Below are 26327 nucleotides of genomic sequence, written 5' to 3'. Positions count from 1 at the left end.
CAACGTCGGCAAGTCCACCCTTTTCAATGCGCTGACCCGTAACGACGTCCTCGCGGCGAACTATCCGTTCGCCACCATCGAGCCCAACGTCGGCGTGGTGGAGTTGCCCGACAAGCGACTCGACCGCCTCGCCGAGATCTTCGGCAGCGAACGCATCCTGCCCGCAACAGTGTCGTTCGTCGACATCGCGGGCATCGTCAAGGGCGCCTCCGAGGGCGAGGGCATGGGCAACCAGTTCCTGGCCAACATCCGCGAGGCGGACGCCATCTGTCAGGTCGTCCGCGTCTTCGCCGACGACGACGTCGTGCACGTCGACGGCCGCGTCGATCCCTTCGCCGACATCGAGGTCATCGAGACCGAGCTGATCCTCGCCGACATGCAGACACTCGAGAAGGCCGTTCCGCGGCTCGAGAAGGAAGCGCGTAAGAACAAGGACCAGGCCGAGGTGCTCGACGCCGCGAAGAAGGCCCAGGAGATCCTCGACTCCGGCAAAACCCTGTTCTCGCAGCAGGATTCGTTTGATCTGTCGTCGGTGCGTGAACTGCACCTGATGACTGCCAAGCCGTTCCTCTATGTGTTCAACGCCGACGAGTCGATCCTCACCGACGACGCCCGCAAGGCCGAACTCAAGGCCGCCGTCGCACCTGCCGACGCGGTGTTCCTCGACGCCAAGGTCGAGAGCGAGCTACTCGAACTCGACGAGGCCGACGCCCAGGAACTGCTCGACTCTATCGGGCAGGACGAGCCGGGCCTGCGCTCCCTCGCGCGGGCCGGATTCCACACGCTCGGCCTGCAGACCTATCTGACCGCGGGGCCAAAAGAGTCGCGCGCGTGGACAATTCACCAGGGCGACACCGCACCCAAGGCTGCAGGCGTCATCCACACGGACTTCGAAAAGGGCTTCATCAAGGCCGAGATCGTCTCGTTCGACGACCTCGACGCCGCCGGCTCGATGCAGGCCGCCAAGGCCGCTGGCAAGGTGCGTATGGAGGGCAAGGACTATGTCATGCACGACGGGGATGTCGTGGAGTTCCGGTTTAACGTGTGACGGCTCTCGGTAGCGTGACGGAGTGTGCCTCTTGCCGCGGTTCCGTACGGCTCTACGCGTGAGTAACGCCGACGGTTGGAGTCTCGTCAGCTGTGGTCCGCAGCCCAGGCGTCGACACACGACGGTAGTTTGGCAAAGTTGCGGTTCAGCAGCCACTGAAACAGGGCCGAGTTCAATGCGTCGGCGAGGCGTCCGAGGGCACCGCCGAACGGGGGATCGCCGTAGATTCGAAGCGTGTAGCGGGTCCCGCCCGAAACTGCTTCGAGGGTGTCGCGCGTAGTGACGGGCACGCGTGCCTCGGTGAGTTTGAACTCCATCCCATTTGGAGGGTCGAGATGGGTGAAGGTGCCGGTCCATTCGTCGGTGATGCCAAAGGTGCGATTCACGCCGTGCCAGAGGTCACCGAGCTCGTAGGGTGGCTGCTTTGCTGAGGTTGCCGAGACGACCCCGGGAATGATCGTGTACAGATTCTCGGGCCGGCTGATGTAGTCCCAGACGATGGTCACGGGATGTGAGATGACAACCGAACTTGTGACGTCAGGCATATGGAGAGCGTAGGGCGATTCGGGCGGATTGGGCAGGATTCGGGGCGACAGTGCGACGGCATCGACCGCGACGTGGTGGAGTTTCGATTCAACGTGCGACGGCTCTGGGTAGCATGACGGAGTGTGGCTGCCTACTGCAAGCGAGGCAGTGTCACATGTTCTAACCTCGCCCAACGCAGTGCTCGCTATCGCGCATCAGACGAGTTCGGACCACTCCGTCACCAGTTCGATGTGTTTGCCGTTCGTACCGATGTCCCGCCAATTGGCGTAGTCGCCGAACGGTAGATGCTCCTGGGCCTGATCGGTGACCGTGGTGTACCAATCGCCTTGTGCGCTGCCTGTAGCGCAGACGTTGATCGCGGCCAGATACTTGCGTCCGATCGTGAAGCGGACAACCGCCAGGTACTCGTGCACGCGTGAGTCGCGCTTCCAGCGGACCGGGCTCCACGCGGTTGCGATCGCGAATGTCCTGGCGCGCGCTGCTAGATCAGGCCAAGACATCACCTCGTCAATCGATCCCCAATTACCGGTTGAGGTTGTCTCCCACTGATTCCCACGTCGGACTGCAACGTAGTGATAGCGGCCATTGCCCTTCTCGAACTTGACGACTGATCCGTCCGGTGGCTCGACCGGTGGTGTTGCGAAGGTGGCGGTTATCGGCGGTAGCGGAACGAGTAAGGAATGCATCGGTGTCAGGTCGTAACGGGTGGAGTCGGGAAGTTCGGGACAGAGTGGAGGGATGGTCACCGGTGGTCCGTCGAGGACGGCTGACGTTGCCTCGTTCGCCTTGATCCCATCGACACGTACCTCAGCAGCGACTGCCGAGCCTTTGATATCGCCCCAGGCCGCGGTAGTCAGACCGCGCGCCGCAAGGTGCTGGATCATCGGGAGAAACCGCTGGCTCATCTGCGGCGTCAGCTGTCCTACTCGTTGATCGTCTATGCGAACTTCAACATGCGGCTTTGCCCTGCTGGCCGTGGGTTGGCACTCGACGAGGGTGACAAACAAGAGGCCATGCCCACTCGTCGGCACATGGTGACGCAGCACATCGAAGTGCTCGGCTTCCTTCGTGACCTGGACTATCGCTGACCTCGGAAGGAGCGTATAAGGCCCTGCCGGTGGGCTATTGAGCGGAATAGCAAGGTGCGGTTCGCCTAGTGCGATGTACACGGAAGGACGGAACTCAGGTCCATCCCAGCCGTCGTACTCGCTAGCCCAGATCTTGGCGGAGGTCGTCGGAACGAATCCTGAAGCGACGATACGTCTGATCGGGGCAGCCCACTGGGGCGCTGCCGCCGGATCGAGATACCCGATAGTTCTTTCCTGTGCTCGAATCGAGATAGACCAATTTCCCTGCGGTCCAGTAGGTTCGGGAATCAGTTGTACTTCGGTTGTGAGTTCTTGGCGACCAGATCCGAAGGCTGATGGGAAAAGGCTACGGATTGCCGGTAGGTACAGGTCTTCGACCGTGATCTCGTGATCGCACCACGTGCGGGCCTCGGTCCATAGTCGGTAGGGCGAGCCGAGGGGGATTTCTTGGGATAGCGTGCCGGCGCCAGAAGGATGATGAGCGCTACCGGCCGCACTGTTGTCCGGCGCCGATTCGTTCGTATCGTCAATAGCGACGCCAAAATCTGTCGCCAGTCCGGCCAGGCCGGAATTCCATCCTTGTCCGATCGCTCGGACCTTCCAGTGGTCACCGCGGCGATAGATCTCACCGAACACCAACGCTGTCTCAGTTGAAGCATCGTCCGTTGCGTACCGAGCCAACGAATGGCCCGACGTGTCGACGATGTCGATTGTCACTTCGCTGAGGGCCCCAAAATGGCCGCTCGATAGGCTTCCCGCGAGAGCGATGGACTGCACGTCGGCGCGTACGCGCTGGAGGTCTATCGTGATCCGTGCCCGACTGCCTTGCGCAACAGCCTCGGTGCCGTGGAATTGCACCGAGTTGTCGGGTGACTGCGGCTGATTGTAAAAGATGAAATCGGCGTCTGACCCGACTTTGCCATCGGCTTCGAGTAATAGCGCCGACACATCGACCTCGAACTGCGTCGTACCCCAGCTGACTACGACATCGATGCGCTTTGCCTCGTCGGGCAGCAGTGCATTCTGTCCTTTGGACAGCATCGGAGCAGTCACCACTCCACCTTCCACGGATCATCGCAACGACATTCGTCGCATCGTAGGCCATGCCGCAGCGTCCAGGATTAACGTGTAGCACTTGCGTCGTCGCGCCGCGTACGTTCATTGCATGCCCATAGCTGTGCACGACAGGCGTTTTCGCGCGGGCATCGGGGCCGCTTCGTGATTGTGCGGACCGCGGTCCCGGACGACTATCCGCGTCTCGTCGAAGTCTGGCGTAGTGCGGTCGATGCAACGCATCACTTTCTACGTCCAGCAGACCGGGACGATATCGAGCAGCACCTGGCGGCCGACTTCTTTCCGCACGTGCGGCTGGTCGTCGCAGAAGTCGACGGTCGGATCGTCGGCTTCGCGGGCACTGCGGGGGACAACCTCGAGATGCTGTTCGTCGCCGCTGCTCACCGGGGAACCGGTGTCGGCAGCGTGCTTCTCGCGCACGCCGTCGACGACTACGGAATCAGTCGTGTGGATGTCAACGAGGACAACGTCGACGCCGTCGCGTTTTACCGTCGCCGTGGTTTCGTGGAGGTCGAGCGAAGCGCGCTCGACGACCAGGGCAGGCCATACCCGATACTTCGGATGGTCCGAGTCGCCTCAGGAGACCTGTGACATCGATTCAAACGCTCACCGAAACCGATCGACGGCTGGTGGCGCGGTGGGCGGTCGCATGTGCCGAGCGGGTTCTCCCACTTCTCGAGGCCGACGACCCTGCGCGCACCGACATCGACGACGCCCTTGCGCGAACGCGCGCCTACAGCGCAGGACACGGGACCAGCGGAGAGGAGATCAGCAAGCGGATGATCGCCGTCAAGGCGGCGGGAGCAGCGAGCACGCCGGCCGGAGCCGCCGCGGCGAGGTCCGTTGCGCAGGCGTCGGCGGTGGCACACATGGGTGCCCACGCACTCGGGGCCGCCGCGTACGCGGTGAAGGCGGTCGGACTTGCGAATCCCGGCGATCCGCACGCAGTGGATGCCGAGATCCGTTGGCAGATTACGGAGTTGACGGAGGAGGAGCGGTCGGTGTTACGTCGACTTCCATCGCTCGGCTCCGATTCGTCAGGTCCTCTCGGGCCTGGGCTGCTGTGCCGCGGCGTCCTCGGTACGACGATCCGCGCCATCCAGGCGCAGACGGGATGCGCAGACACTCCGGGTCAGTCCTCCATGAGTGAGCGGTCGGTGGACAGTTCCACCGTCGCCCACACCTCATGTTCGGTGGAGGCGAGTCTGTCGACGATGAAGCGGCGAACCTGATCTTCCTCTTCGACTCGCCAGACGCCGGGCGCCACAAGGTAATCGACCTCCACGTAGAGCCGCCGCCCGAGTCGTGTGGCGCGAATGACAGGGTCAGCGAGGTCGAAGTGCTCTGTGGCCTCGTCGGCGGCCCGCTCGATGATCGCGCTCAGTTCGTCGGGAGGAGCGGCCTCCATCAGTTCGCGAATGGCCTGTCGTGCGAGCTTGACCGCCATCGGGGCGATGGCTGCCGAAGCGATCAGGACCAGCGTCGGATCGACGTAGGCGGCCGCCGATGCGGCGCCGTGATGTCGGAGTGCGAGGGCGATACCACCGCCGATCGCGACCATGACGCTCATCAGGGTGCCGGCGCGCCAGCCGACGAGCTCAGCTCGGACCAACTGCGACGACCGTGCCGGGCGAGTCAGCAGCACGACGACGAGCAGCGACAGAACGGCCGAGACGACACCGTAGAGGGCCACCGATCCGGGATCGGCGTCGGAGCCGCCCGCGATGATCACCGACACGGCGTCGGCGACGCCATAGGTGAGAGTCGCGATGAGCGCCGTGCCCTGCAGCGCGACCGCGAGCGCCGTCGCACCGTGTCTGCCGAACGGGAACTCGACGCTCGGCGGTGAGGCCGCGGCGTGCGCGGCCACCATCGACGTCCCGACGAGCGCGATTCCCGCGAGCATGTAGATGCCGTCGAACAACACCACACTCGAGCCGCTGATCACGCCCCAGATCACCGCTCCGCCGCCGAGCACCGCGGTGGCCACGAGGCTCGTCTTCAGCGCTGTGCTCTCGCTCGCAACTCCGTCGGACACCTTCGCAGTGTCGCATGGGCCACCCCGCGAGTACGCGCAGCACAGACCGGCTGCGTCGAAGATGTCGCCGCATTCGTGGATCGGCGTCGTCGCGATCCGTCCCCCGACCGAAGCCGGGACCGAGGCCCGTCACGCTCGGTAGCGTCCGGGACATGGCAATAGCACTGGAAAACGTTGGCATCGCCGTCGACGACCTCGACGCCGCTACCGCCTTCTTCACAGACCTCGGCCTCACCGTCCTCGGTCGCGACGAGGTCAGTGGCGAATGGGCCGACACCGCAGTCGGGCTCGACGGCAACCACGCGAAGATCGCGATGCTGGCGACACCGGATGGCGCCGGCCGCCTCGAACTCTTCGAATACATTCATCCGGAAGCGATCGCGACCTCGCCGACGCTCCCCAACGAGATCGGCATGCACCGCGTCGCGTTCTCCGTGGATGACATCGACGACGCGCTCGCCATCGCTGCGCGCCACGGCTGCCACCCGCTGCGGGGAGTTGCCAACTACCAGGACGTGTACAGGCTCAGCTACGTCCGCGGACCGAGCGGCATCATCGTGATGTTCGCTCAAGACCTGCGCAAGCGCACGACCAACTCGCCAGACCGGCTACCGTGACCGACATGGCAGACGATTGGCGTGAATCCAGAGTCGATGAGATGCGGTCACTGATCATGCGGGCCGACCCCGACATCGTCGAAGAGATCAAGTGGCGCAAGCCGTCGAATCCCGATGGTGTGCCGACGTTTTCGGCAGACGGATTGATCTGCACACTCGAGACCTACAAGGACAAGATCAAGCTCACGTTCGCCAAGGGGGCGTCGCTGCCCGATCCCGCGCACGTGTTCAACGCAAGCCTCACCGCCGGAACCAGACGCGCGGTCGACATCAGGGAGAACGACGATCTCGACGCCGATTCCTTCGTCGCGCTTGTGCAGGCTGCGATTGCACTCAATAGGGCGTGAGTCCCTCGCTTGCCCGATCAGCTGGGGTGCACGGGTTGAGCGCAGTGATGGCGTCGGTACTCATCGGGAGTGAGGCCGTACTTGGCTCGGAATCGGTTTCGGAAAGCGGCCGTCGAGGAGAACCCGGCGGCGTGGGCGATGTCGTCGAGCCGAGCGTGTCCCGGTTGTTCGAGCTTGGTTCGGGCCCAGTCGAGTCGACGCGCGGCGATCCGGCTCGCCAGTGAGGGTTGATCTGGGTCAGCGAGTTGTCGGTAGAGATGACGTTTGCTGATGTGCAGGTTCGTGGCGATGGTGTCGGCGGTGAACGCGGGGTTCCGAAAGTTGCGGTCGATCATGCCGTCGATCGCTTCTCGCAGGACAACCGGTTGCTCGCGCAAGGTCTGATATCGGCTGGTGTGCTGGTTGAGCAGCATCCGCACAACGTCGATGATGTTCTGCTCGGCATCGGCGTCGACGTCGATGCCGCCGATGACGGCATCGAGGGCGAAACGTGTCACGAGTCCGGTACATGCTCGGGTCAGCACCGTGTCGGCGGGGTTGGGTGCGACGGTCGCTCCGGCAGCGATGTCGTCGCCGAGCATGTCGGTCGGTATCCAGATCCCGGCCACCTCGGAAGTGCTGTGAGTGGTGAGATCGTAGGGCAGGCGGCTGTCGGTGATCGACAACTCTCCGGCTCGCGCCAAGAACTCGTGGCCGTTGGCCGAACCGGTGGTAAGGCCTGTCGAAATGCTGGCCAGTATCAGAAAGTTCGACGGGCACTCACGTATATGCGCCGCGGTTCTCAGCGTCCGGACCGGAGTTTGCAGATAGCAGAATGTGAAGATCGAGCCGAGGGGCCGCCAGTACGCGAGCTGCTCGAAGTCCTCCGGAACCTCCGCATCGAATTCGACGATGGGCAGGTAGAGGTCGATACCCTGGCGACCGCGGGAGCGCACCTGGATCGACCGGTGAGGCCCGAGCGCGCCCACCGGTCCGATTCGCTTGCGCCACTGGTTGACGAGTTCAGGATCGAGTCCGGACCGGAGCATGGGTGAGTCCCTTTCGTCGACTTTCCCGTCCGTGTCCAGAATGGCAGAGCACGGGGCGGTGTGTTCGGCGATGGGAAGCATTGCCCCGGTACAACGGAACACGTCACGGCGCGGCGCAAGATGCATAGTCGACGTGTTCGAGAAGTGTGTACTCGCGAGTGATGCCGAGTTCGTTGAGCACGGTGTCGAAGACGGGCCGGGTGCCGCTGGTGTTGATCTCGAGGGTGCCGACGGTGTCATGGTCACCGTGCAGGAGGAGTCCGCTCTTGACGAGCCGCAACCGAACATCGCGGGCTTGGTCCTTGGCCGGGTTGATGAAGGCGACGTGGGGTGCTTTCGCTTCGAACAACGGTTGCAGGATGGGGTAGTGCGTGCAGCCGAGCACGATGTCGCGGACCGAGTGGGCGTTGAGCAGATCGTTGAGGTGGCTGGTGACCTCGGCATCGATGGCGGGGCTGGTGAGATCCCCTTGCTCGATCAGCGCGGCCAGCTTGACGCTGGGCTCGCCGAACACAGTGATATCGGGGTTGAGTTCGTCGATGAGGGTGGGGTAGCAGCGTGAGGCGATGGTGAACGCGGTCGCGATGACGCCCACCGACTGATAGCGCAAATGCACGACATCCTCGGCCGCCGCTCGCACGATGGACAGGACGGGGATGCCGAACTGATCCTGATATCCGCTGAATTCCGGCAGGTCGAACGTCGTGGAGATGGTGTTGCATGCCACCGCCACCATCTTCACGCCTCGATTGGCGAGGTAGCGCAGCATGTGGGAGGTGAGTTCGACGATCTCGGCGCCGGTGCGGTTTCCGTACGGAGCATTTCCATTGTCCCCGCAATAGATCACATTCTCGCCTGGCAACAGCTTGGACAGCGCGGCCACGGTGGTCAGGCCTCCGACGCCCGAATCGATGACGCCGAGAGGGGAGTGCTTGGTGATCACGTGGTGCTCCTGCATTGGTCGACGCGTGCGCTTGGTGAGAGGTAGCCCTGAAGTTCCAACAGTCAAGACAGAGCGCGTCTTTGGGGCCTATGGGTCGCTGCAACAGATAGCAGGAACCCGTCGTATCCCGGTGCGCCGAGCGCGATTCTGGCGCACTTTTGCAGCCCCATGTCGCAGTTCCGTTGTGTCATTCCGGGAGCCGCTCGCAGAGTCCACCGCGCACTCTGACCGCGTCGAATCCGCCCGCCGGATTCGTACCTCTCCGCGCGGACACAGAATTACTGTCGATAACGATTTGCCCCAGTGGGTACACATCGTGGTCCGAGTCGCCGATACTGCAGCGGTGACCCAAGCCAAACGACGCACCTTCTCCTCGGTGGCGGTGGCGATTCTTGCCGTCGCCGGCCTGATGTTCTCGGACCAGGGGAGTAGCGCCGCTGCGGGATGGCGCTACACGGTGGTGGCCTTCAGCAACACCAGCGACACGTACATGGATGTGTACCAATCCGCCGACGGCAGCGCCTTCGAGCCCGTGGCCAAGCCTGCGTACCGGCCGCCGAGCGGCCGCGTGCGCGATCCCAGCATCTTCCGCCACACCGACGGCTTCTACTACGTCACCTATACAACGGTCGACGGCGCGAACATCGGGTTCGCGCGCAGCCGCGACCGGGTGCACTGGAGTTTCGTGCGCAATGTACCGGTGCCGCTCTGCTGCGCGTTTCTGCCCGGCACCGGTGACGGCAAGGGGCTCGGATCGTCGAGTGGGCCGGGCTCGTCCGGTTCTGCCGGCTCGTCCGACGGCCCGTCGCTCTCCCCGTTCACCACCAAGGCATGGGCGCCCGACTGGTTTGTCGAGGGCGGGCGTGTCAACGTCATCTTCTCGATGTCGACGGGCGGAGGCTTCGTGCCGTACATCATGACAGCGCTCGACTCGTCCCTGCGTGCGTGGGGCCCGCCGATTCCGCTGGCCGGACTCGGCGCAGACCACATCGACACCACCGTCGTGAAGGTCGGTTCGACGTATCACGCGTTCACCAAAAACGAGACGAAGAAGGTTGTGCAGCACGCGGTGTCGTCGTCGTTGTACGGTCCGTACCGGTTCATCGCGCCGGGCAACTGGGGTGCGTTCGTCGAGGGGCCCGCGGTGATTCAATTGCCAGGCGGCGCGTGGCGGATCTACCTCGATGCCTACAAGGCGGGCAAGTACCTCTACTCCGACAGCACCGACGGCCTCAACACCTGGACTCCGGTGAAAGAGCTTCCGGCACTGTCGGGTTCGGTTCGGCATCTGGGTATCATGCGTGAACCCTCGTGACGGCGAGAGTGACGAAGGCGCGATGTCGATGAATGATGCCGACGTCGTCGAGTTGACGACCGGCGACGCAGGCGAACTCCTGACATTGCAGCGAGCGGCGTACGTGACCGAGGCGCAACTACACGACGACGTCTCGCTGCCTGCACTGACGCAGACGCTACTCGACCTGCTCACCGAGCTGTCGGGTTCGGCTGTGCGTGCGTGGGGAATTCGGGTCAACGGCAGGCTGGTCGCGTCGATGCGAATTCGCGTGGACCGTGATGTGGCCGAGGTGATGCGACTCGTTGTCGCTCCCGATATGCAGGGACGCGGGATGGGGACACGTCTGCTCGCGGCCGTCGACTCGGTGATCCCTGAAAATGTCACGCGCGTCGAACTGTTCACCGGGGAGCGGAGCGTCGCCAACATACGGCTGTATCAGCGCATGGGTTACCGGGAGATCCGCAGACGCGACACCGGTCCATATGACCTGGTGTATCTCGCCAGATACCGCGACTGAGTTCTGTCGCGCCGTGGGCGGTCACCTCGCGGCGCGGGTATCAAGGAGTCATGCCCTCAACGTTCACCAAGCACACCTCCGGACGCCCGGCTCGCTGGGAGGTGGCTGGGTTGCGGTGGCTCGCAGAAGCTATGGACTCTGGCGGCGCGTTGGTCGTCGGCGTGGTGTCCACCGACGACGCCACACTGACGGAGACCCGCGTCAATTCGACGTCACCGGACGCCGATGCCGCAACGGATTTCGGCCGCCGACTCGCCATCACGCACACGCTCGACGAGTCTGCTCGCTGGGGCGAGGGGCCACCGGGCTGGGACGGCGCGGGATATCAGGGCCCCAACGAACACCTCCTCGACCTCTCGCTGGTCGGCCACGACTCCTGGGGTGCGATGTATGCAGACGAGAGGCTCATGCCACTCCTGCCCGAGAGCGGCCTGCGCGCCAACGACGCACGCGTCGTAGAACAACTCTGTGAGCGGCTGCGCGAAGGGAACTTCGACACCGACGACGCTCCGGCGCGACTGCACGGCGATCTGTGGGCGGGAAATGTGATGTGGTCACCGGAGGGGTGTGTGCTCATCGATCCGTCGGCGCACGTGGGGCATCGGGAGACCGACCTCGCGGCCCTCGCGCTGTTCGGTACTCCGCACCTCGACGACATCCTCGACGGCTACCAACACCAGTACCCACTGGCCGACGGCTGGCGTGAACGCGTGCCGCTCCACTACCTGTCGATGGTGCTCATGCATGCCGTCGTGTTCGGCGGGGGATACCGGGGCCAGGTGGTCGACATCGCACGCCGCTACGTCTGACAGAGTCGACGCACCATGACCTTTCACGTCGGTACCTCCGGTTGGCAGTACAAGGACTGGCGCGGCCACTTCTATCCGACCGGACTGCCGCAACGCCGCTGGCTGGAGTACTACGCGCAGAAGTTCTCGACGGTCGAGGTCAACAACACCTTCTACCGGCTCCCCGAACGGTCGACGTTTGAGGGGTGGAATGAAGTGCTGCCCAGGGGTTTCTGGTATCAGTCAAGATGAGTCGGTATCTCACCCACGTGCGACGACTGAGGGAGCCTGCAGAACCGGTGGCGCGCTTCCTGGGTCGTGCGGACGCGCTCGGTGCGCATCTCGGGCCTGTTCTGGTGCAACTTCCCCCGAACCTGACGGTAGATCCGGAAGCGCTCGACGCCGTTCTCGCTGAGTTCGGGAAGACGGTGCGGGTCGTCGTCGAACCGCGCAACGACTCGTGGTGGGTCGACGACGTCCGTGCGGTACTGGAAAACCACAACGCCGCACTGTGCTGGGCCGACCGGGGCAGCAGGTCGCTCACTCCGTTGTGGGCGACGGCCGACTTCGGTTACCTCCGAATGCATTCCGGCCTCGCCTCGCCTTCGCCGTCGTACGGCACCCGCGCCATTGACGGGTGGCTCGAGCGGCTACACGCGGCGTTCACGTCGTCCGAAGACGTCTTCGTGTACTTCAACAACGACACCGGCGGCGCCGCCGTCGACAACGCGATGACGATGGCGCGGCGGGCCGGGGCCGTGGCTTGATGCCTGCCTCTGCTGCCATGGGTGTCAGGGCAGTCCGAAGCCGAACGGAAAACGCTGTCCCGAGCCGCCCCCAGAGCCGTCGCCTGGGCCGCTGCCGTCAGAGCCGCCGCCCTGCTGCTGGGGGATCGTCGTCTGTGCCTTGTCGACGGTGCTGCCCAGTGTCACCTGGACGGTCTTGGCCTGTCCGCCGGAACTGACGGTCACGGGCACGGTTTCGCCAGGGGAGTGCGTGAGGATCTGCGCCATGAGGTCGGCGTAGTTGCTGATGGTCGCGTTGCCGATCTTGGTGATCACATCGCCGTTCTTGATGCCGGCGTCCGCTGCCGGACCGCCCGACTGCACGGATGTGACCTTGGCTCCGTTGACCGCATCCGTGCTCGACGCGAGCGAACCTGACACGCCCAGAACGGGTTTGGTGGCGTGACCGTCTTGCATCAGTTCATTCGCGATGCGCTTTGCCGTGTTGATCGGAATGGCGAAGCCGAGGCCGAATGCCTGCGGGCCGCCACTGCTGCTCTGTCCGGTGTCGACGGCCGAGTTCACGGCGATGACCTGTCCCTGCAGATTCACCAGTGGCCCACCGGAATTGCCCGGATTGATCGGAGTGTCGGTTTGTAGCCCGTTGTAGACGGTGACAGAGTTGCCCTGCTCGTCACCCGCGGTCACGGTCCGAGACAGTGCGCTCACGATTCCGGATGTCACAGTGTTGGAAAGGTTTTCGGGACTACCGACGGCCACCACCTGCTGGCCGACCTGAAGCGACCCGGAATCGCCGATACTCGCGGGGGTCAGCCCCGACGCGCCGTCGAGCTTGATGACCGCGATGTCGTACGAGGGAGAAGTGCCCTTCACGCTTGCGGGATAGGTCTTTCCGTCCGGGGTGGTCACCTGGATCTTGGCGCCGCTGCCGACGCCCGACACCACGTGATTGTTGGTGAGGACGTAGCCGTCCGGCGAGAGGATGATGCCGCTACCGACGGCCGTGCCCTGGCTGGTTGCGACCTTGATGTCGGCCGTCGACTTCGACGCCACCTGAGCGGCGTAGGTGACCGAACCGGGTTGCGCGTCAGCGGCATTGGTCGCGGCGGCCGGTGCCGATGCGATTACGGGCGCGCTCGACGACGAGCCGTGATCGAGAAGGGCATACCCTCCGACGCCGACGAGTCCACCGACCAATCCGGCCAGCACCGCCGTCGCGACGACCGGTTTCGCGATGCCACGGGATCGCTGGGCAGGGGCAGGGGGCGTCGGAGCGCCCGGGTATGCGCCAGCGAACTGCCCGGGAGTGGGATTAGGCTCACTGGGATAGGCCGCGGTGGGATATGGCTCTGTGTAAGGGTTTTCGTACGGTGCGCCCTGCCACGGTGTCCCCGGGTCGGGTGCTGGGCCTGGGTTGGGTTCGTTGTGTCCCTGATCCGGGTGAGAACCTTCGATCGGTGAGGTGTCGGACTCGTCGGGCGTATTGCTGTTCACGAGACCACACTGCCGTCCGCTACTGAGAACACTGCCACTGCCGAATTCTGAATTTGCTGACAAAACACCGGTGTTCTCCTCAGCTTCGTGCCAGGTGATGGGTACGACGACGTGTCGTCGAATGTGTTTCCGGCCCCGAGGTGCCGGAGTTCTGTTGTGTAGCGGTGGTTTCCGTCGACGCCGATGTCGTGACTGTGCTCGGCGGCGCGCTCAGGTCATAGACCGTGTAGCTGCCGACGGTGCGGGCGGCGTAATGGCTTGTGACCCACTGCCCGATGGGTGCGGTCACCGAGCTGCCTCGTCCGCTCGCGCGTTGTCCGCCCCCGAACCCGTCGAATGCGGCCGACGCGCTATGTGTTTCGGTTTCTGAATCGCGTGGGGTGGCGACCACGTAGTAGCCGATCTCCTTGTCGGCCACGTACTTCTGGAACTGAGCGAGCGTCGGTGTCGGATCGTTGGAGAATCCGCCGATACCCATGACCGGGACGCGAGCGTCGAGTTCGAGAGACGCTGCGCTCGACGTCCTGTTGGTGGCCGCCGCCCAGCGTGCGGAGCTCGATTGCAGCAGGTGGTCGAGCTGCGGCGAATCCGCCGCGGTGCCCATGCCCCCGCCGCCTGTGCTGCTGTGTCCGGACGTGTCGTGCCCAGAAGTGTTGTGGCCGGGTAGGACCGACGGTCCGCCGCCGGTGTGTGCCACGGCGTCGCCGTTGATCGCGAACGCCGCCGGAGCCGAGAGCACGGCCAGCACACCGCATCCAGCGGCGATGAGGGCGACGGGTCGACGCGCACGTGTCGGCACAGCCGCGAGTACCGCTGCCGCGACAGCGACAAGCAGTACCGCCCAACGCAACCAGGGGAGCCACGACGATTCGCGGTCGAGCAGAACGAACGCCCAGACACCACCCGCGACGATCATCGCTGCCAACCCCACGCGCGCGATGATCGCGCGCCACACCGTCGTCGACTCGCGGGCGCGCCACGCCTCGACGACTCCGATCCCGACCAGTCCCGCGATGGGAGGTGCGATCGCAAGTGAGTAGTAGGGATGGACCGTTCCGCTCATGTAGGACAACACGATTCCGTCGAGCAGTAACCAGAGTCCGAACAGCAGTGCGCCCGCGTGCACGAGGTCGGTGCGTGGTGCGTGCCCGCGCAGCGCGAGCACCACCACGAGCGCGATGAGCGCCGATGGCAGCAGGAACGAGATCTCCGCTCCGAACTCTCCGGCGAAGAGTCGACCCAAGCCGGGGGTGCTCCCGAACATGCCACCGCCGAAACCGCGTGCCAGAGAGGGATTCTGGCGTATGAATTCATCCATAGCGGTCTCGGAGGGACCGCCCGCGTGACTGCGTCCCTGGATTCGGTCGAGTCCGTTGTAGCCGAGGACCAGATTCATGAAGTTGTTGTCCGTCGAGCCGGCGAGGTACGGACGCGACGATGCGGGCCATAGAAGCGTGAGCACCACATACCATCCCGATGCCACGACGAGTGCGAGCGCTGCGACGGCAAGATGCCAGACGCGCCGACCGAGCGTCGTCGGCGCGGCCAACAGATAGACGACGCCCAGCGCGGGCAACACCATCAATCCTTCGAGCATCTTCGCGAGGAACGCGAAACCCAGTGCAACACCGGCCAATACGAGCCAGCGCACCGACGCCCGAGACGTCGCCCGCACCGTGCAGTAGGCGGCCGCGGTCATCAGCAGGACCATCGCGGCGTCGGGGTTGTTGAACCGAAACATCATGGCCGCCACCGGAGTCAGCGCGAGAGCAGCGCCCGCGATGAGTCCCGCGGTCCTGCCGGAGATACGGGTCACCGTGGCGTAGAGCAGAGCGACCGACGCGACTCCCATGATCGCCTCGGGGATCAGCATGCTCGCAGACGAATACCCGAATATCTGGCCGGAGACTCCCATGATCCACTGAGACACCGGGGGTTTGTCGACGGTGATGAAGTTCGACGGATCGACTGATCCGAAAAGGACCGCCTCCCAGTTGCGGGAACCCGCCCACGCCGCGCCGGCGTAGAACGGGTTGGCGCTTCCGTTGATGGTGATGTTCCAAAGGTAGAGCACCGCGGTGCCGACGAGGAGTGCTGCGAAGGCCACTCGATCACGGGTCGTCGCGCGGGGAAGACGATTGTCGACGGTGCCGGTGTCGGGATCGTCTGTTGCCTGCGGTGCGCCGACGTCGGCGGCTGGGTAGGCAGTTGCGGGAGAGACTGCCGAGAGGGAATCCAGGTTCACGAACACGATGGTGCGGCCGATGTGCTGAGGTGCGGCTGAGGCTGCGCTGCCAGGTAGCTGTGAGCGGCAAAAGGCGTTCTCACCAGCGGTGTTTCATGTCCGATCCGTCCGGAACGTCGAGTACTCAGGGCTCTCACAGACGATGTCACTACCGTGATCCAGTCGAGGTGGGGGAGTCCGCCGAAGACCGTCGTGTCGGCTTGTGATGCCGATCACGGGTGTGGCAGTCAACTGTCGAGAGAGGGCGAAAGCGGTGGAGCAGGAGGACACGTCGCGCTATCGCGCGCGCCGCGCACCCTCCGGTGACCGAGGTTTTCGCGGCTCCGACGGTCGACGCCTGACCGCGGGCGAAGTCGCTGCACGGCGGTCACGTACCCCTGTGAGGCCGCCTGTGCCGCAGCGAGCTCCACTCCGACCGGAACCGCGATCGCGGTGGGAGCCGGTCGACGATCTCACCCAGCCAATTCCGCAGGTCACTCCTGCTCGTGGCGCGCGCAGGTCCGCCGCAGGCGATGAAGCTCGCGCCTCGTCCCGTACCCGCTCGTCGCGCCCCCGCTCGACGCGTCGACGCCTAGCGGCCGAACCCCAGCGCCGGTCGTCGGTGGTGCGAATCGGGCGGATCGCGGTCGCGATGTGTTCGGTCGCGATCCTCGGGGTCGTAGGGCTCGCGTGGGGCACAGTCACACACGTCGCCGGAGGGTTCGGTAGGTCGGCGGCATTGGCCGGCGGACCAGCGTCGAGCGGCGGGGCCGAGAACATCCTCCTGATGGGTCTGGACACCCGCAAGGACCGCGACGGCAACAATCTGTCACCCGACATCCTCAAGCAACTCCATGCCGGAGATGGTGACGAGGGTGGCTACAACACCAACACGCTGATCCTCGTGCACATCCCCGCGGACAGGAAGAACATCGTCGCCTTCTCGATTCCGCGCGACGACCTCGTCGACGTCGACGGTCTCGACGTGAGCCAGGCCAAGATCAAAGAGGCGTACGGCCGCAAGAAGGCGATGGTCGAGGACGAACTGACAGCACAGGGCATCACCGATCAGGCCACTCTCGAGTCACGTGGGCGCGAAGCCGGTCGTGCCGAGACCATCCACACGGTGCGTCAGCTCACCGGCGTACCGATCGATCGGTTCGCCGAGGTGAGCCTCGTCGGCTTCTACGACATCGCCAAGGCGCTCGGCGGCATCGACGTCTGTCTGAATTACTCTGTCCGTGACTCGTATTCGGGCGCTCGGTTCCCCTCCGGTCGCCAGCATCTCGACGCGGCGCAGTCGTTGGCCTTCGTCCGGCAACGCCACGGACTCGACAACGGCGACCTCGACCGCACCCACCGACAGCAGGCCTTCCTGCTCTCGGTGTTACATCAGGTACAGAGCACCGGAATGTTGACCGATCCCGGGAAACTGAACAGACTCAGCAGCGCACTGAACAACGATGTGGTTCTCTCCGACGGATGGGACCTCACGTCTTGGGGGCAGCAGATGCTCGCACCCGGCGATCAGCGCGTCAGTTTCCGCACGCTTCCCGTCGAGCGATACGACACCGTCGACGGCCAGGACGTCAACATCATCGACACCGCAAAAGTGCGCACCCAGATCCAGACGGCCTTCGGGATGCAGGCACCGTCGAACACCTCGAGGGCCTCGGCGACGTCACCGTCTTCCGGATCGTCGTCTTCTGGATCGACCGACGCGGCGTCGGGTGCGACGTCGACGAGCGATCCGGCCGACGCCGAGACAACGGCATCGCTCGACGGTGCCGCGCCCGACTCCGGCGGCGCCGTGAGCAATGGTTCGGCCATTCCCTGCGTTGACTGAGTGAGCAGCGGCGTCGCGCAGTCGCGTCGATCACGCTCGACCGTCGAAATGTCGTATCCGCGAGTGAGTGCAACGGACAATCCGTCGGTTGCCGCTCCCGAGCCGACGCAGCACAGTAGCGGCCATGAGTACTGACGCACCCACCGACGACGATGCCGCCGTCACGCAGTTGAACTACGGCAGCAAGGTCCTCGCCGTCGAGCCAGGTGGCAACGAGCCGATTCCGGTGGAGGCCCGCCACGGGTCGCCGCGCGGTCTCTTCTGGACGTGGACAGCCCCCAATCTCGAATTCGCCACGATTTTCGTCGGTGTGCTGGCAGTGGCCGTGTTCGGTCTGTCGTTCTGGCAGGCCGTCGTCGCGGTGGTGCTCGGCAACGGACTCGCCGCGATCGCCCACTATCTGTTGTCGGCCGACGGCCCCCTGCACGGGGTGCCGCAGATGGTGCTCGGTCGGCTGGCCTTCGGATATCGCGGCAACATTCTTCCCGCGACGTTCATGGCGGTCATGTGTGGTGTCGGCTGGTTCGCAACCAACAGCGCCAGCGGGGCGTTCGCGTTGTCGTCGTTGTTCGGGTTCACCCCGCTCGTGGGGCTGATCATCATCGTCATCGTGCAGACCGCGTTCGCGTTTTTCGGACACAACCTCGTGCAGCGATTCGAGCGGATCGCCGCGCCGATCCTGGCTGTGATCTTCTTGATCGCCGCGGTGATCATCTTCAGCAAGTCGCACCTCGACGCGCCTCCGTCGTCGGGTGGCGGGTTCTCGATGGCGGGCTTCTGGCTCACCGTCGGCGCCGCATTCGGGTACACCGCTGGCTGGACGCCCTACGCCGCCGACTACACCCGCTACCTTCCGCCGACCGTGTCGCGGGTGCACACGGGCCTCTACGCATCCCTCGGCCTGTTCGTCTCGTGCACCGTGCTGATGCTCGTGGGCGCGGCGTCGGTGACGATCGGTCCGGCGACGTCGGACAACCCGACCGCCGCGTTCACCGCGAACCTGCCGACGCTCGTCGCGGATCTCACGCTGCTGGCCATCGCGGTCGGCGCCGTCGCGGCCAACGCGATCAACGTCTACTCCGGCTCCATGGCGTTCGTGACCATGGGATTCAAGCTGCCGATGAACACGCAGCGCGCGCTTGTCACAGTGCTGTTCGGCATCGTCGGATTCCTGGTGGCCTGGTGGGCACTTGCCGACGCCGCAGCGTCGTACGAGGCGTTCCTGCTCCTGGTTGCCTACTGGATCGGTCCGTGGCTCGGTGTGGTCTTCGCCGATCGGTTGCTGCGCAAGAAGCGTCCGTCGCTGGATCTGCTGTACGACACCCGTTACGCGAACTGGGGTGGACTCGCCGCGTTCGTCATCGCATTGGTCGGATCGATCCTGCTGTTCTGCAATCAGGAGAAGTTCGTCGGGTACGTGGTCCGCGCGGTTCCCGAGTTGGGTGACATCGGTGCGTTCGTCGGGTTCGCAATCGCATTCGTGGGGTATGTGATTCTGGCCAGAAAGAGCGTCGAGGAGTCGCAGCGCACATACGGCTGACGACACCTGCCACGGCTGTCACACACACGCGGACCTTCCGCCGAGACCCGAACTCGGAGGAAGGTCCGCCTGTGTCATACGGGCGCGAGAGCCCCGGCGCAGTCGGCGCGTAAAGCGCTGAAGGCCAACAGGATCGACGCATACATCTCGGGATCTGTCGGGTCGAAGCCGAGCACCTCGCGCACACGGTCGAGGCGCTGGTAAAGACTCTGGCGTCCGATGTGCAATGCCTGCGCCGAGCGAGTCGCGCTGCAGCCGTTGCGCAGGTGTACTTCGAGTGTGCGCGCGAGGTGTGTCGACGACGCCCTGTCGTGGCGGACGAGCGGATCGATGAGGTCGATCAGTTCGTCGCGCGCCGCGGCAGACATGGTGCCGGCCGCAGCGTCGACGGCGAGCGATCGAGCGGTGAACACGCGTCCGGCAACACCTTTGGTCTGCACGGATTCGACTGCGCTGCCGAGTCTTTCGGCACAGGTGCGCAGCGAGTCTCCGATCGACAGTGACAGTCCTGGCCCGGGCCCGGCGTCGGCGGTCGCACACGGTTGACCGACGACAACGGTCACGCGGCTGGCGTGTGCACCGATGTCGGTGAACGCCGTGCGGACACAGTCGACGGCGTCGTGGTCACCGGTAGGTGTCGGCATCACGACGAGGCCGTACACGGTGGCGTCGACGGTCTCGAAGACAACACCGCCGAGCGTCGCCGCGGCACGAGTGAGTGCACTCTCTGCCATGCGCGAATCAGGCGACTCGACGACGACCGGCACGATCTGAGTCGACTGCGACACCGGAGCGCCCGAGCCCGACAGGCGAGCGAACAGGTCGGCCCGTCGAATCGGGCGTGACGCCAACAATTCCTCGATGAGTCGCGACGCCACTGCGGAGCGTCCGATGCCCGCGCGTACGAGTGCCGACGTGAGTGGACCTGCCGCACAGTCGAGGAGCATTGCGGCGCGATCGCCGGAGTGCTGCGTGGCACCAGGGCCCGCGATCAGCCGTGCGATCTCGCGTCCGCGCGCGATGATCGGTGCCGACGCGACTTGACCGTCGACGGCCCGCCACGCCGATCGATCGTCGTCGACGCCGTGCGCGGCGATCAGCGCACCCCCCGAACCCACCAACACGATCGGGCAGTGCACGGCGTCGGAGACGTGTTCGAGCATCTTGGCGACGCCACCTCCGGCGGCCATGTCGTCGTGAAGAGTGGTGTCGAGCTCGCCCCGTAACCGCAGGTCGGCGAGTTCGGCAGACACGATCGCCGTGTTCGCGGTACGGCACATCGTGATGAACGGCACCACCCGACGCAGCTCGATGATCGGCAGCCGCCGCGCAGATCCCTCTCGGATGATCTCGTCGGGAACGCTGTCGAAGCTGCGTCCGATCTCGAAGGCGAGCGCCACCACACCGCGCTCGGCCAGCTCTCGGATGTAGTGGCGGCGTGTGCCTGCGTCGAGTCCCGCCAACCCGAGTCCGGTCGTCAACAACAGTTCACCGCCCGAGAGCAGGGGCCCTATCTCATAGATCTCGCTTGAATGCACCCAGATCACGGGGCGTTCGAGGTGATCGTGTGCGGTGAGTACGTGCGGATCGGCGTCGGCGAGGTAGTCGTCGATGATCTGTCGCAGGGTGAGCGTCGACCCCGGGGATTCGTGCATAGACAGACGATATGCACGTTGCGGTCGCTGTGCGACGCGACGGACTGTCGGTTGAACACGACGGCGTAGCCACGCACAGTCGAATCATGCTCTCGCGACATGGGACGACGTCCACGTTCGACGCCGTGGCTGCGCTCGACACCGCCTACCGACAAGCACAACTCGGACTCTCCGAGGGTGGCATCCCGATCGGTGCTGCCCTGTTCAGCTCCGACGGCACACTCCTCGGTGAGGGACGCAATCGTCGCGTGCAACACGACGACCCATCGGTGCACGGCGAGACCGATGCCTTCCGCGTCGCGGGCAGGCAGCGCGACTATTCGTCGACCATCATGGTGACCACGCTGGCACCCTGCTGGTACTGCAGCGGTCTCATCAGGCAGTTCGGCATCGGGGCGGTGGTGGTCGGGGAGAACCGCACCTTCGACGGCGGGCAGGAGTGGCTGCGCGAGCTCGGCGTCGACGTGACGATTCTCGACGACGAGCGGTGCGTCGCGATGATGACCGATTTCATCGCCGGGAATCCCGCGCTCTGGAATGAGGACATCGGGGTCGTCGATGCCGGCGTGAACGCGGCGCGCTCCGACAAAATGGGGAGTCTGCGGTGAGCGGCGAGATGTCGAGTCCGATCCTGACCGTCGATCTCGCGCAGTGGCGTGCCGGTGGCGAGGGCGCCGACGCCGTGTGCGCCGCGGTCGACGAGTCGCTACAGAAGGCGGGATTCCTGCTGGTCACGGGTCACGGTATCGATCCGGAGCTGCCCGCCGCGCTGCGTGCCACCGCCCGCGAGTTCTTCGCCATGTCGCCGGAGGTGAAGGGGCAGTACGCCGTCGGAGTCGGTGGTCGGGGCTGGATCGGCCCGGGCCTGGAGGCCAATGGCTACTCCGAGGGCACCGAAACACCTCCCGACCTGAAGGAGACCTACAACTCGGGCGCCCAGACACGAGTCGGCATCCCCGAGGTGGACGACTACTGGTTCGCTCCGGACGTCTGGCCCGCGGAGGCGCCACGGTTACGTGAACTGTTCACCGCGTGGACCGCGGCGTGCAAGAAGCTCTCCGACGATCTGCTCGCCCTGATGGCGGCATCGCTGGGACTGTCCGGCAGCGAGAATCCTTTTCGCGACCTCGCGGGCTCAGCCACCTGGACGTCGAACATCAATCACTATCCGCCCATGACCGATGTCGGCGAGCCCGAGCCCGGGCAGTACCGCATCGGCCCGCACACCGACTTCGGCACCGTGACCATCCTCGACCGCGAGCCGGGCGCGGGTGGGTTGCAGGTCTACAGCGAGGAGGGTGGCTGGGCGGATGCGCCGTACGATTCGTCGGCGTTGACGGTCAACATCGGCGACCTGCTCGAGTACTGGTCGGGCGGCCGATGGCCCGCTGGCAGGCACCGTGTGCTGCCTCCGCAGCCCGACGCGCCCGAGGAGGACCTGGTCTCTCTGATCTTCTTCTACGAGCTCAACCACGACGCCGTGGTGACTCCGCTCGAGCCGCCGGTCGGCAAGGTGGCCGGTCGCCCGCCCGTCACCAGCGGTGAATTCATCAGGGAGCGGCTCGACGCGATCACCGTCGGCTAGCGGCCGCCGGGTCTCGTCGACTGTGCGCTGAAAGTGGTTGAGTGGGCGTCCAATTCGTTCGAGAGTGCGCTGCTGTGGTCCACGGGGCTACTGTCGGGGAATGCGCTCACTGATCCCACTCGCCGCGCCAGTGGATCCCGCGCAGGCGCTGACGAGGATCGCGTGGTTGCTCGAGCGCGACAGGCAGAGCAGCTACCGCGTCGAGGCGTTCCGGCGTGCGGCCGCGACGGTCGTCGAGGTCGGTGATGACGAGATTCGACGACGCTCCGCGGAGGGCTCGCTGACCGCGCTGGCGGGCATCGGCAAGACCACGGCGGCGGTCATAGACGATGCCGCCTCCGGCAGGCTGCCGGACTATCTCGACCGTCTACAGACGGAAGCAAAGCCCCTCACCGCCTCCGGCGATCCGCTCTACAGCGTGTTGCGCGGCGATCTCCATGCCCACACCACGTGGAGTGACGGAGGTGCATCCATCGACGAGATGGCCGCGGCTGCACAGGCTCTCGGTCAGGAATGGCTGGCGATCACCGACCATTCACCCCGTCTGACGGTCGCGAACGGACTCTCGGCGCAACGACTCGATGACCAGATCGGTGTGATTGACGAAGTCAACGCGCGCGGCGAGTCCGACGTCACGCTGCTGACCGGGATCGAGGTCGACATCCTCGACGACGGCACGGTCGACCAGTCTCCGGAGATGCTCGACCGCCTCGATGTCGTGACGGCGTCGGTGCATTCGAAGCTCAGAATGGACGCTGGCCCGATGACACGTCGGATGGTGGCCGCCGTCGAGCATCCGCGGGTTCGCGTCCTCGGGCACTGCACCGGACGGCTGATCACCGGAGGACGCGGTAAGCGACCGCAGTCGACATTCGATGCGCACCAAGTGTTTTCGACGTGTCGCGACACCAACACTGCCGTCGAGATCAACTCTCGACCCGAACGCGCCGACCCGCCCGACGACCTACTCGCGCTGGCACGGGATCTCGGCTGCCTGTTCGCCATCGACTCCGACGCGCATGCGCCCGGTCAGCTCGAGTTCAAGGCATTGGGTGCCCAGCGTGCCGAGGCGATGGGGATCGATCAGGACAGAGTCGTGACCACCTGGTCGTTGCGCCGCCTGCGAGAGTGGCTCGCAGACCCTCAGACCGCCTCATCGTGAACACCGTCATGCGCGCGCCCGGCCGCCACGAACGCGGCAACGGAAATCACTGCGCAACAAGCCATCACGATGGCAAGCGGGCCCGCGGTGTCGGAACCGCGGATGCTCACCAGAGGTGACACAAGTGCGCCGAGCCCGAATTGCAGAGCACCCAGCACCGCAGACGCTGCACCGGCAGCTGATCCCACATGGCTCATCGCAAGCCCGGTGGCGGTGCCGAACACCAGTCCGAGGCTGCTCACGCACACGAACAGGGGCACCGCGAGCCAACCCGTTGGCGCGCCGGTGGCGACCAGAACGCCGAAAGTGGCTGTCGCGAGGCACATCACGACCAACCCGGTGGCCACGATCCCGCGCAGCGAGCGAGTCGACGACAGTCTGGCGGCGAGTCCGCTCACCGCCATCAGCCCGAGTGCGTTGATTCCGAACATCAGGCCGTACACGCCGGAGCTCAGCCCCATCATGTCCTGATAGACGAACGGCGACGCCGAGATGTAGGACATCATGACCGCGAAGGCGAATGCGAATGCGGCGCTGTAACCGAGGAATCCGACGTCGAGTAGCTCCGAGAAGCCGTTGCGAGGAGTGGAGTTTCGAGCGCTGTGTCGTCTCGAGCGCGGGAGGGTCTCGCGGATCACCGTCAGCGCCGACACCAGCATCAGCACTGAGATCGCGAGCACCACGCCGAGGACGCCGCGCCAGCCCAGCGGCGACACCAGGACACCGCCGAGAAGAGGGGCCACCACCGGCGCGACGCCGCCGACGATCATCATCAGGCTGAACGCGCGTGCGGCTTGACGGCCCTCCGAGAGGTCGGAGATGATCGCCCGGCCGATCACCATGCCCGCCGCGCCGCCGAGTCCCTGAGCAAACCGCGCTGCGACGAGCACGCCGATCGACGGCGCGAGAACAGCGACGATGCCTGCGACCACGCACAACGTGGCGCCTGCGATCAGCGGACCACGTCGCCCGAACCGATCAGACATCGGCCCGAAGACGAGCTGCCCGAGCGTGATGCCGATCAGGAACGCTGTCAGCGAGAGCTGAACGGCCGTCGCCGACGTCTGCAACTCCTCGGTCATCTGCGGGAAAGCAGGCAGGTAGAGGTCCGTGGCGAAAGGCGCCACCGCCGACAGCAGCGCGAGCACCACGAGCAGCAGTCCGCCGACGCCGGGCTTGCCGGTCGATGGTGCAGTCGCGGACCGGTGTCCGCTCTCCGGCTGCGAAACAGAGGGGGATGGGGTGCGACCGTGTGCGTCGGTCGGCTGCGTGTCACCGTCGGCGCGAGGGGAGGACGACATACTGGTCATCGAATCACGCGCCGCGCGGACCGGGGATTGCGCCCTCTACAGCGGATTGCGCTCTCGACTGGCGCGAGTGCTCTGACCGCGTCAGGGTGGACCGGAAACAGAGCAACCGGGCGACGTAGATCGTCGAGAGCAGGGAGTCGCGGGTGAACGCACCGATCATGTCCAAATCCGATGCCGCCGAGCTGATCATCGCCGCGCGAATCCGTGCAGGCCTGACGTGGGCCGAGATCGCAGACCGTATCGAGGCGCCGCTGGTGTGGACCGTCGCGGCCCTACTCGGAAAGCATCCGGTGCCCGCAGAGAAGGCCGAGATCGTCTGCGAACTACTCGGGCTCGGCGAAGGGGTCGCCGAGAGTCTGCGTCTGCAGCCTGCCCGTACCCGGGATGATGAACTGGTTACCGATCCGACGATCTACCGGTTCTACGAGGCACTCGCGGTCTACGGCCCTGCGCTCAAAGAGCTCATCCACGATGAGTTCGGCGACGGCATCATGAGCGCGATCAACTTCAAGGTCGACATCGCCAGGCGGCCCGACCCCGACGGCGATCGCGTGGTGGTCACCTTCGACGGGAAGTTCCTCGATTACCGGTGGTGAACGCGATTCTGTGGCGCCGCACATATCCGTCGCGCCCACATCACCGGTAGCATTCCGTCGGATTTGTCCGACAAACGAAGGCAGGGCTGGCGATGGGTGCGGCGCGTGAAGGAATCGTCGGCGGTGCGCGGCGGCAAGCGGCACGCGGGGTGGGACTCGTGTCGAGCTACCTGCGCCCGTATTCGTCCGCCCACGGTGTCGACGACTGTGAAGACGAGTACCGCGACGGCGAATGGGACTACCTCGCCAACGAGCAGGAGGCCCCGCGCTTCCACGTCGTCGCCGGGTACTGCCTGCGCACCTCACCCCGACCCCGAGTGCTCGAACTCGGCTGCGGCGAGGGGCTGTTGGCGCAGCGGCTCTCGCCTGCGCATTACACGGAGTTTCTCGGAGTCGACGCCGCGCAGGATGCCGTCGAGAAGGCTAGTGCGAGGGGGCTCGACCGCGCCGCGTTCGTGCAATCCGACGCCAGCACGTTCAGTCCCGATGACGTCGACCCGACGGGTTCGGCTAAGCGGTTCGATGCGATCGTGTTCTCCGAGATGCTCTACTATCTCCCGGATCCGCTGGCGACGGTTCGCCGCCTGCAGAAGGGGTGGCTGGAGCCGACCGGTGAGATCGTGGTCTCGCATTACAAGTCGATCGACCTTCCCCAGGCCCGCCAGGTCTGGAAGCTGCTCCACTCCGCCTTCGATGTGCGGCTGCGCTCCACGCTGACCACGGGCGATCTCACGTGGACGATCGAGGCGCTCGCGCCGCGGTGATCTCGACAAGCTCGATCAGCGACGGGGTCAGCTCGGTCGGCGGTGATCTCGACAGGCTCGATCAGCGGGGGTAG

The 26327-nt window shown here is 65.1% G+C and carries 24 protein-coding genes and 1 pseudogene; 16 read left to right on the top strand and 9 right to left on the bottom strand.

Annotation, left to right across the window (positions count from 1 at the left end; all coding sequences use genetic code 11):
* On the top strand, nucleotides 1-1048 hold a 1048-nt coding region (ychF, locus tag B3T59_RS19680; RefSeq protein ID WP_287004924.1), incomplete at its 5' end, for a redox-regulated ATPase YchF.
* An 86-nt stretch (nucleotides 1049-1134) separates the two neighbouring features.
* Here ychF and B3T59_RS19675 read toward each other — a convergent pair.
* Both B3T59_RS19675 and B3T59_RS19670 read right to left on the bottom strand, forming a co-directional pair.
* Nucleotides 1135-1593 (bottom strand): SRPBCC family protein, encoded by a 459-nt coding sequence (locus B3T59_RS19675; RefSeq protein WP_039856486.1) that lies wholly within the window; start codon nucleotides 1591-1593, stop codon nucleotides 1135-1137.
* Between the two features lie 195 nt (nucleotides 1594-1788).
* A complete protein-coding gene (locus B3T59_RS19670; protein ID WP_064867229.1) occupies nucleotides 1789-3738 on the bottom strand; it encodes a TerD family protein in 1950 nt (649 codons plus the stop codon).
* 105 nt (nucleotides 3739-3843) lie between these two features.
* On the opposite strand from B3T59_RS19670, the gene B3T59_RS19665 reads away from it, so the two are divergent.
* Together B3T59_RS19665 and B3T59_RS19660 are read left to right on the top strand one after the other, a co-directional pair.
* Nucleotides 3844-4347, top strand: coding sequence for a GNAT family N-acetyltransferase (locus tag B3T59_RS19665; RefSeq protein WP_005207713.1), 504 nt, complete (start codon nucleotides 3844-3846; stop codon nucleotides 4345-4347).
* The gene (locus B3T59_RS19660; protein WP_287004920.1) at nucleotides 4344-4988 is read left to right on the top strand and encodes a putative immunity protein; all 645 of its coding nucleotides are present in this window, start codon (nucleotides 4344-4346) and stop codon (nucleotides 4986-4988) included. The genes B3T59_RS19665 and B3T59_RS19660 overlap by 4 nt, the downstream gene beginning before the upstream one ends.
* Here the strand turns inward: B3T59_RS19660 and B3T59_RS19655 are convergent.
* Nucleotides 4889-5794 (bottom strand): cation diffusion facilitator family transporter, encoded by a 906-nt coding sequence (locus B3T59_RS19655; protein ID WP_005207715.1) that lies wholly within the window; start codon nucleotides 5792-5794, stop codon nucleotides 4889-4891. The two genes, B3T59_RS19660 and B3T59_RS19655, sit on opposite strands and share 100 nt — an antisense overlap.
* A 152-nt stretch (nucleotides 5795-5946) precedes the next feature.
* On the opposite strand from B3T59_RS19655, the gene B3T59_RS19650 reads away from it, so the two are divergent.
* Nucleotides 5947-6411, top strand: a complete 465-nt coding sequence (locus B3T59_RS19650; protein ID WP_005207716.1) for a VOC family protein — start codon at nucleotides 5947-5949, stop codon at nucleotides 6409-6411.
* Nucleotides 6412-6416: 5 nt separating this feature from the next.
* Entirely contained in the window at nucleotides 6417-6758 is a 342-nt protein-coding gene (locus B3T59_RS19645) for a DUF1801 domain-containing protein (RefSeq protein ID WP_039856512.1), read from the top strand.
* Nucleotides 6759-6775: 17 nt separating this feature from the next.
* Here the strand turns inward: B3T59_RS19645 and B3T59_RS19640 are convergent, their stop codons facing one another.
* Together B3T59_RS19640 and murI are read right to left on the bottom strand one after the other, a co-directional pair.
* Nucleotides 6776-7786: an AraC family transcriptional regulator gene (locus B3T59_RS19640; RefSeq protein ID WP_005207718.1), complete on the bottom strand. Its 1011-nt coding sequence runs from the start codon at nucleotides 7784-7786 to the stop codon at nucleotides 6776-6778.
* A 103-nt stretch (nucleotides 7787-7889) separates the two neighbouring features.
* Nucleotides 7890-8729 carry a glutamate racemase gene (gene murI, locus B3T59_RS19635; RefSeq protein WP_005207719.1) on the bottom strand — a complete coding sequence of 280 codons (840 nt, stop codon included), beginning with the start codon at nucleotides 8727-8729 and terminating at the stop codon, nucleotides 7890-7892.
* A gap of 295 nt (nucleotides 8730-9024) precedes the next feature.
* Here murI and B3T59_RS19630 point away from each other — a divergent pair, with 295 nt between their 5' ends.
* From B3T59_RS19630 to B3T59_RS19615, 4 genes and pseudogenes are all read left to right on the top strand, one after another.
* A complete protein-coding gene (locus B3T59_RS19630) occupies nucleotides 9025-10044 on the top strand; it encodes a glycoside hydrolase family 43 protein (protein ID WP_064867225.1) in 1020 nt (339 codons plus the stop codon).
* A gap of 28 nt (nucleotides 10045-10072) precedes the next feature.
* The gene (locus tag B3T59_RS19625; protein ID WP_251722913.1) at nucleotides 10073-10543 is read left to right on the top strand and encodes a GNAT family N-acetyltransferase; all 471 of its coding nucleotides are present in this window, start codon (nucleotides 10073-10075) and stop codon (nucleotides 10541-10543) included.
* 50 nt (nucleotides 10544-10593) lie between these two features.
* Nucleotides 10594-11352, top strand: a complete 759-nt coding sequence (locus B3T59_RS19620; protein ID WP_064867222.1) for a fructosamine kinase family protein — start codon at nucleotides 10594-10596, stop codon at nucleotides 11350-11352.
* 15 nt (nucleotides 11353-11367) lie between these two features.
* Nucleotides 11368-12098 (top strand): annotated as a pseudogene (locus tag B3T59_RS19615) (DUF72 domain-containing protein).
* A gap of 24 nt (nucleotides 12099-12122) precedes the next feature.
* Here B3T59_RS19615 and B3T59_RS19610 read toward each other — a convergent pair.
* Both B3T59_RS19610 and B3T59_RS19605 read right to left on the bottom strand, forming a co-directional pair.
* Nucleotides 12123-13571, bottom strand: a complete 1449-nt coding sequence (locus tag B3T59_RS19610; protein ID WP_005207723.1) for a S1C family serine protease — start codon at nucleotides 13569-13571, stop codon at nucleotides 12123-12125.
* Nucleotides 13572-13650: 79 nt separating this feature from the next.
* A complete protein-coding gene (locus B3T59_RS19605; RefSeq protein WP_287004912.1) occupies nucleotides 13651-15822 on the bottom strand; it encodes an ArnT family glycosyltransferase in 2172 nt (723 codons plus the stop codon).
* Between the two features lie 625 nt (nucleotides 15823-16447).
* Here B3T59_RS19605 and B3T59_RS19600 point away from each other — a divergent pair.
* Together B3T59_RS19600 and B3T59_RS19595 are read left to right on the top strand one after the other, a co-directional pair.
* Complete coding sequence (locus B3T59_RS19600) at nucleotides 16448-17641, top strand: LCP family protein (protein ID WP_141630920.1); 1194 nt, start codon at nucleotides 16448-16450, stop codon at nucleotides 17639-17641.
* Between the two features lie 124 nt (nucleotides 17642-17765).
* On the top strand, nucleotides 17766-19181 hold the full coding sequence (locus B3T59_RS19595) for a purine-cytosine permease family protein (RefSeq protein WP_005207726.1): 1416 nt from the start codon (nucleotides 17766-17768) through the stop codon (nucleotides 19179-19181).
* Between the two features lie 74 nt (nucleotides 19182-19255).
* On the opposite strand, the gene B3T59_RS19590 is transcribed toward B3T59_RS19595, so the two are convergent.
* Nucleotides 19256-20836 carry a PucR family transcriptional regulator gene (locus tag B3T59_RS19590; RefSeq protein ID WP_287004909.1) on the bottom strand — a complete coding sequence of 527 codons (1581 nt, stop codon included), beginning with the start codon at nucleotides 20834-20836 and terminating at the stop codon, nucleotides 19256-19258.
* Nucleotides 20837-20922: 86 nt separating this feature from the next.
* Here B3T59_RS19590 and B3T59_RS19585 point away from each other — a divergent pair, with 86 nt between their 5' ends.
* The 3 genes from B3T59_RS19585 to B3T59_RS19575 all read left to right on the top strand — a co-directional run bounded on the left by B3T59_RS19585 (nucleotide 20923) and on the right by B3T59_RS19575 (nucleotide 23583).
* On the top strand, nucleotides 20923-21444 hold the full coding sequence (locus B3T59_RS19585) for a nucleoside deaminase (RefSeq protein WP_051993999.1): 522 nt from the start codon (nucleotides 20923-20925) through the stop codon (nucleotides 21442-21444).
* Between the two features lie 8 nt (nucleotides 21445-21452).
* Entirely contained in the window at nucleotides 21453-22421 is a 969-nt protein-coding gene (locus B3T59_RS19580; RefSeq protein ID WP_039856515.1) for an isopenicillin N synthase family dioxygenase, read from the top strand.
* A gap of 100 nt (nucleotides 22422-22521) precedes the next feature.
* Entirely contained in the window at nucleotides 22522-23583 is a 1062-nt protein-coding gene (locus B3T59_RS19575; RefSeq protein ID WP_287004906.1) for a PHP domain-containing protein, read from the top strand.
* Here the strand turns inward: B3T59_RS19575 and B3T59_RS19570 are convergent.
* Nucleotides 23565-24893 carry a multidrug effflux MFS transporter gene (locus B3T59_RS19570; protein ID WP_287004904.1) on the bottom strand — a complete coding sequence of 443 codons (1329 nt, stop codon included), beginning with the start codon at nucleotides 24891-24893 and terminating at the stop codon, nucleotides 23565-23567. The two genes, B3T59_RS19575 and B3T59_RS19570, sit on opposite strands and share 19 nt — an antisense overlap.
* A gap of 143 nt (nucleotides 24894-25036) precedes the next feature.
* Between B3T59_RS19570 and cynS the strand changes: the two genes are divergently transcribed.
* Nucleotides 25037-25489 (top strand): cyanase, encoded by a 453-nt coding sequence (cynS, locus tag B3T59_RS19565; protein ID WP_287004902.1) that lies wholly within the window; start codon nucleotides 25037-25039, stop codon nucleotides 25487-25489.
* A gap of 92 nt (nucleotides 25490-25581) precedes the next feature.
* On the top strand, nucleotides 25582-26253 hold the full coding sequence (locus tag B3T59_RS19560) for a class I SAM-dependent methyltransferase (protein WP_287004900.1): 672 nt from the start codon (nucleotides 25582-25584) through the stop codon (nucleotides 26251-26253).
* Nucleotides 26254-26327: the final 74 nt, after the last annotated feature.

This window comes from Gordonia sp. UBA7860 (assembly GCF_002500165.1).
GTDB lineage: Bacteria > Actinomycetota > Actinomycetes > Mycobacteriales > Mycobacteriaceae > Gordonia > Gordonia sputi.
The sequence above is the reverse complement of the archived record's forward strand: the minus strand, read 5'-3'. Positions and strand labels throughout refer to the sequence as shown.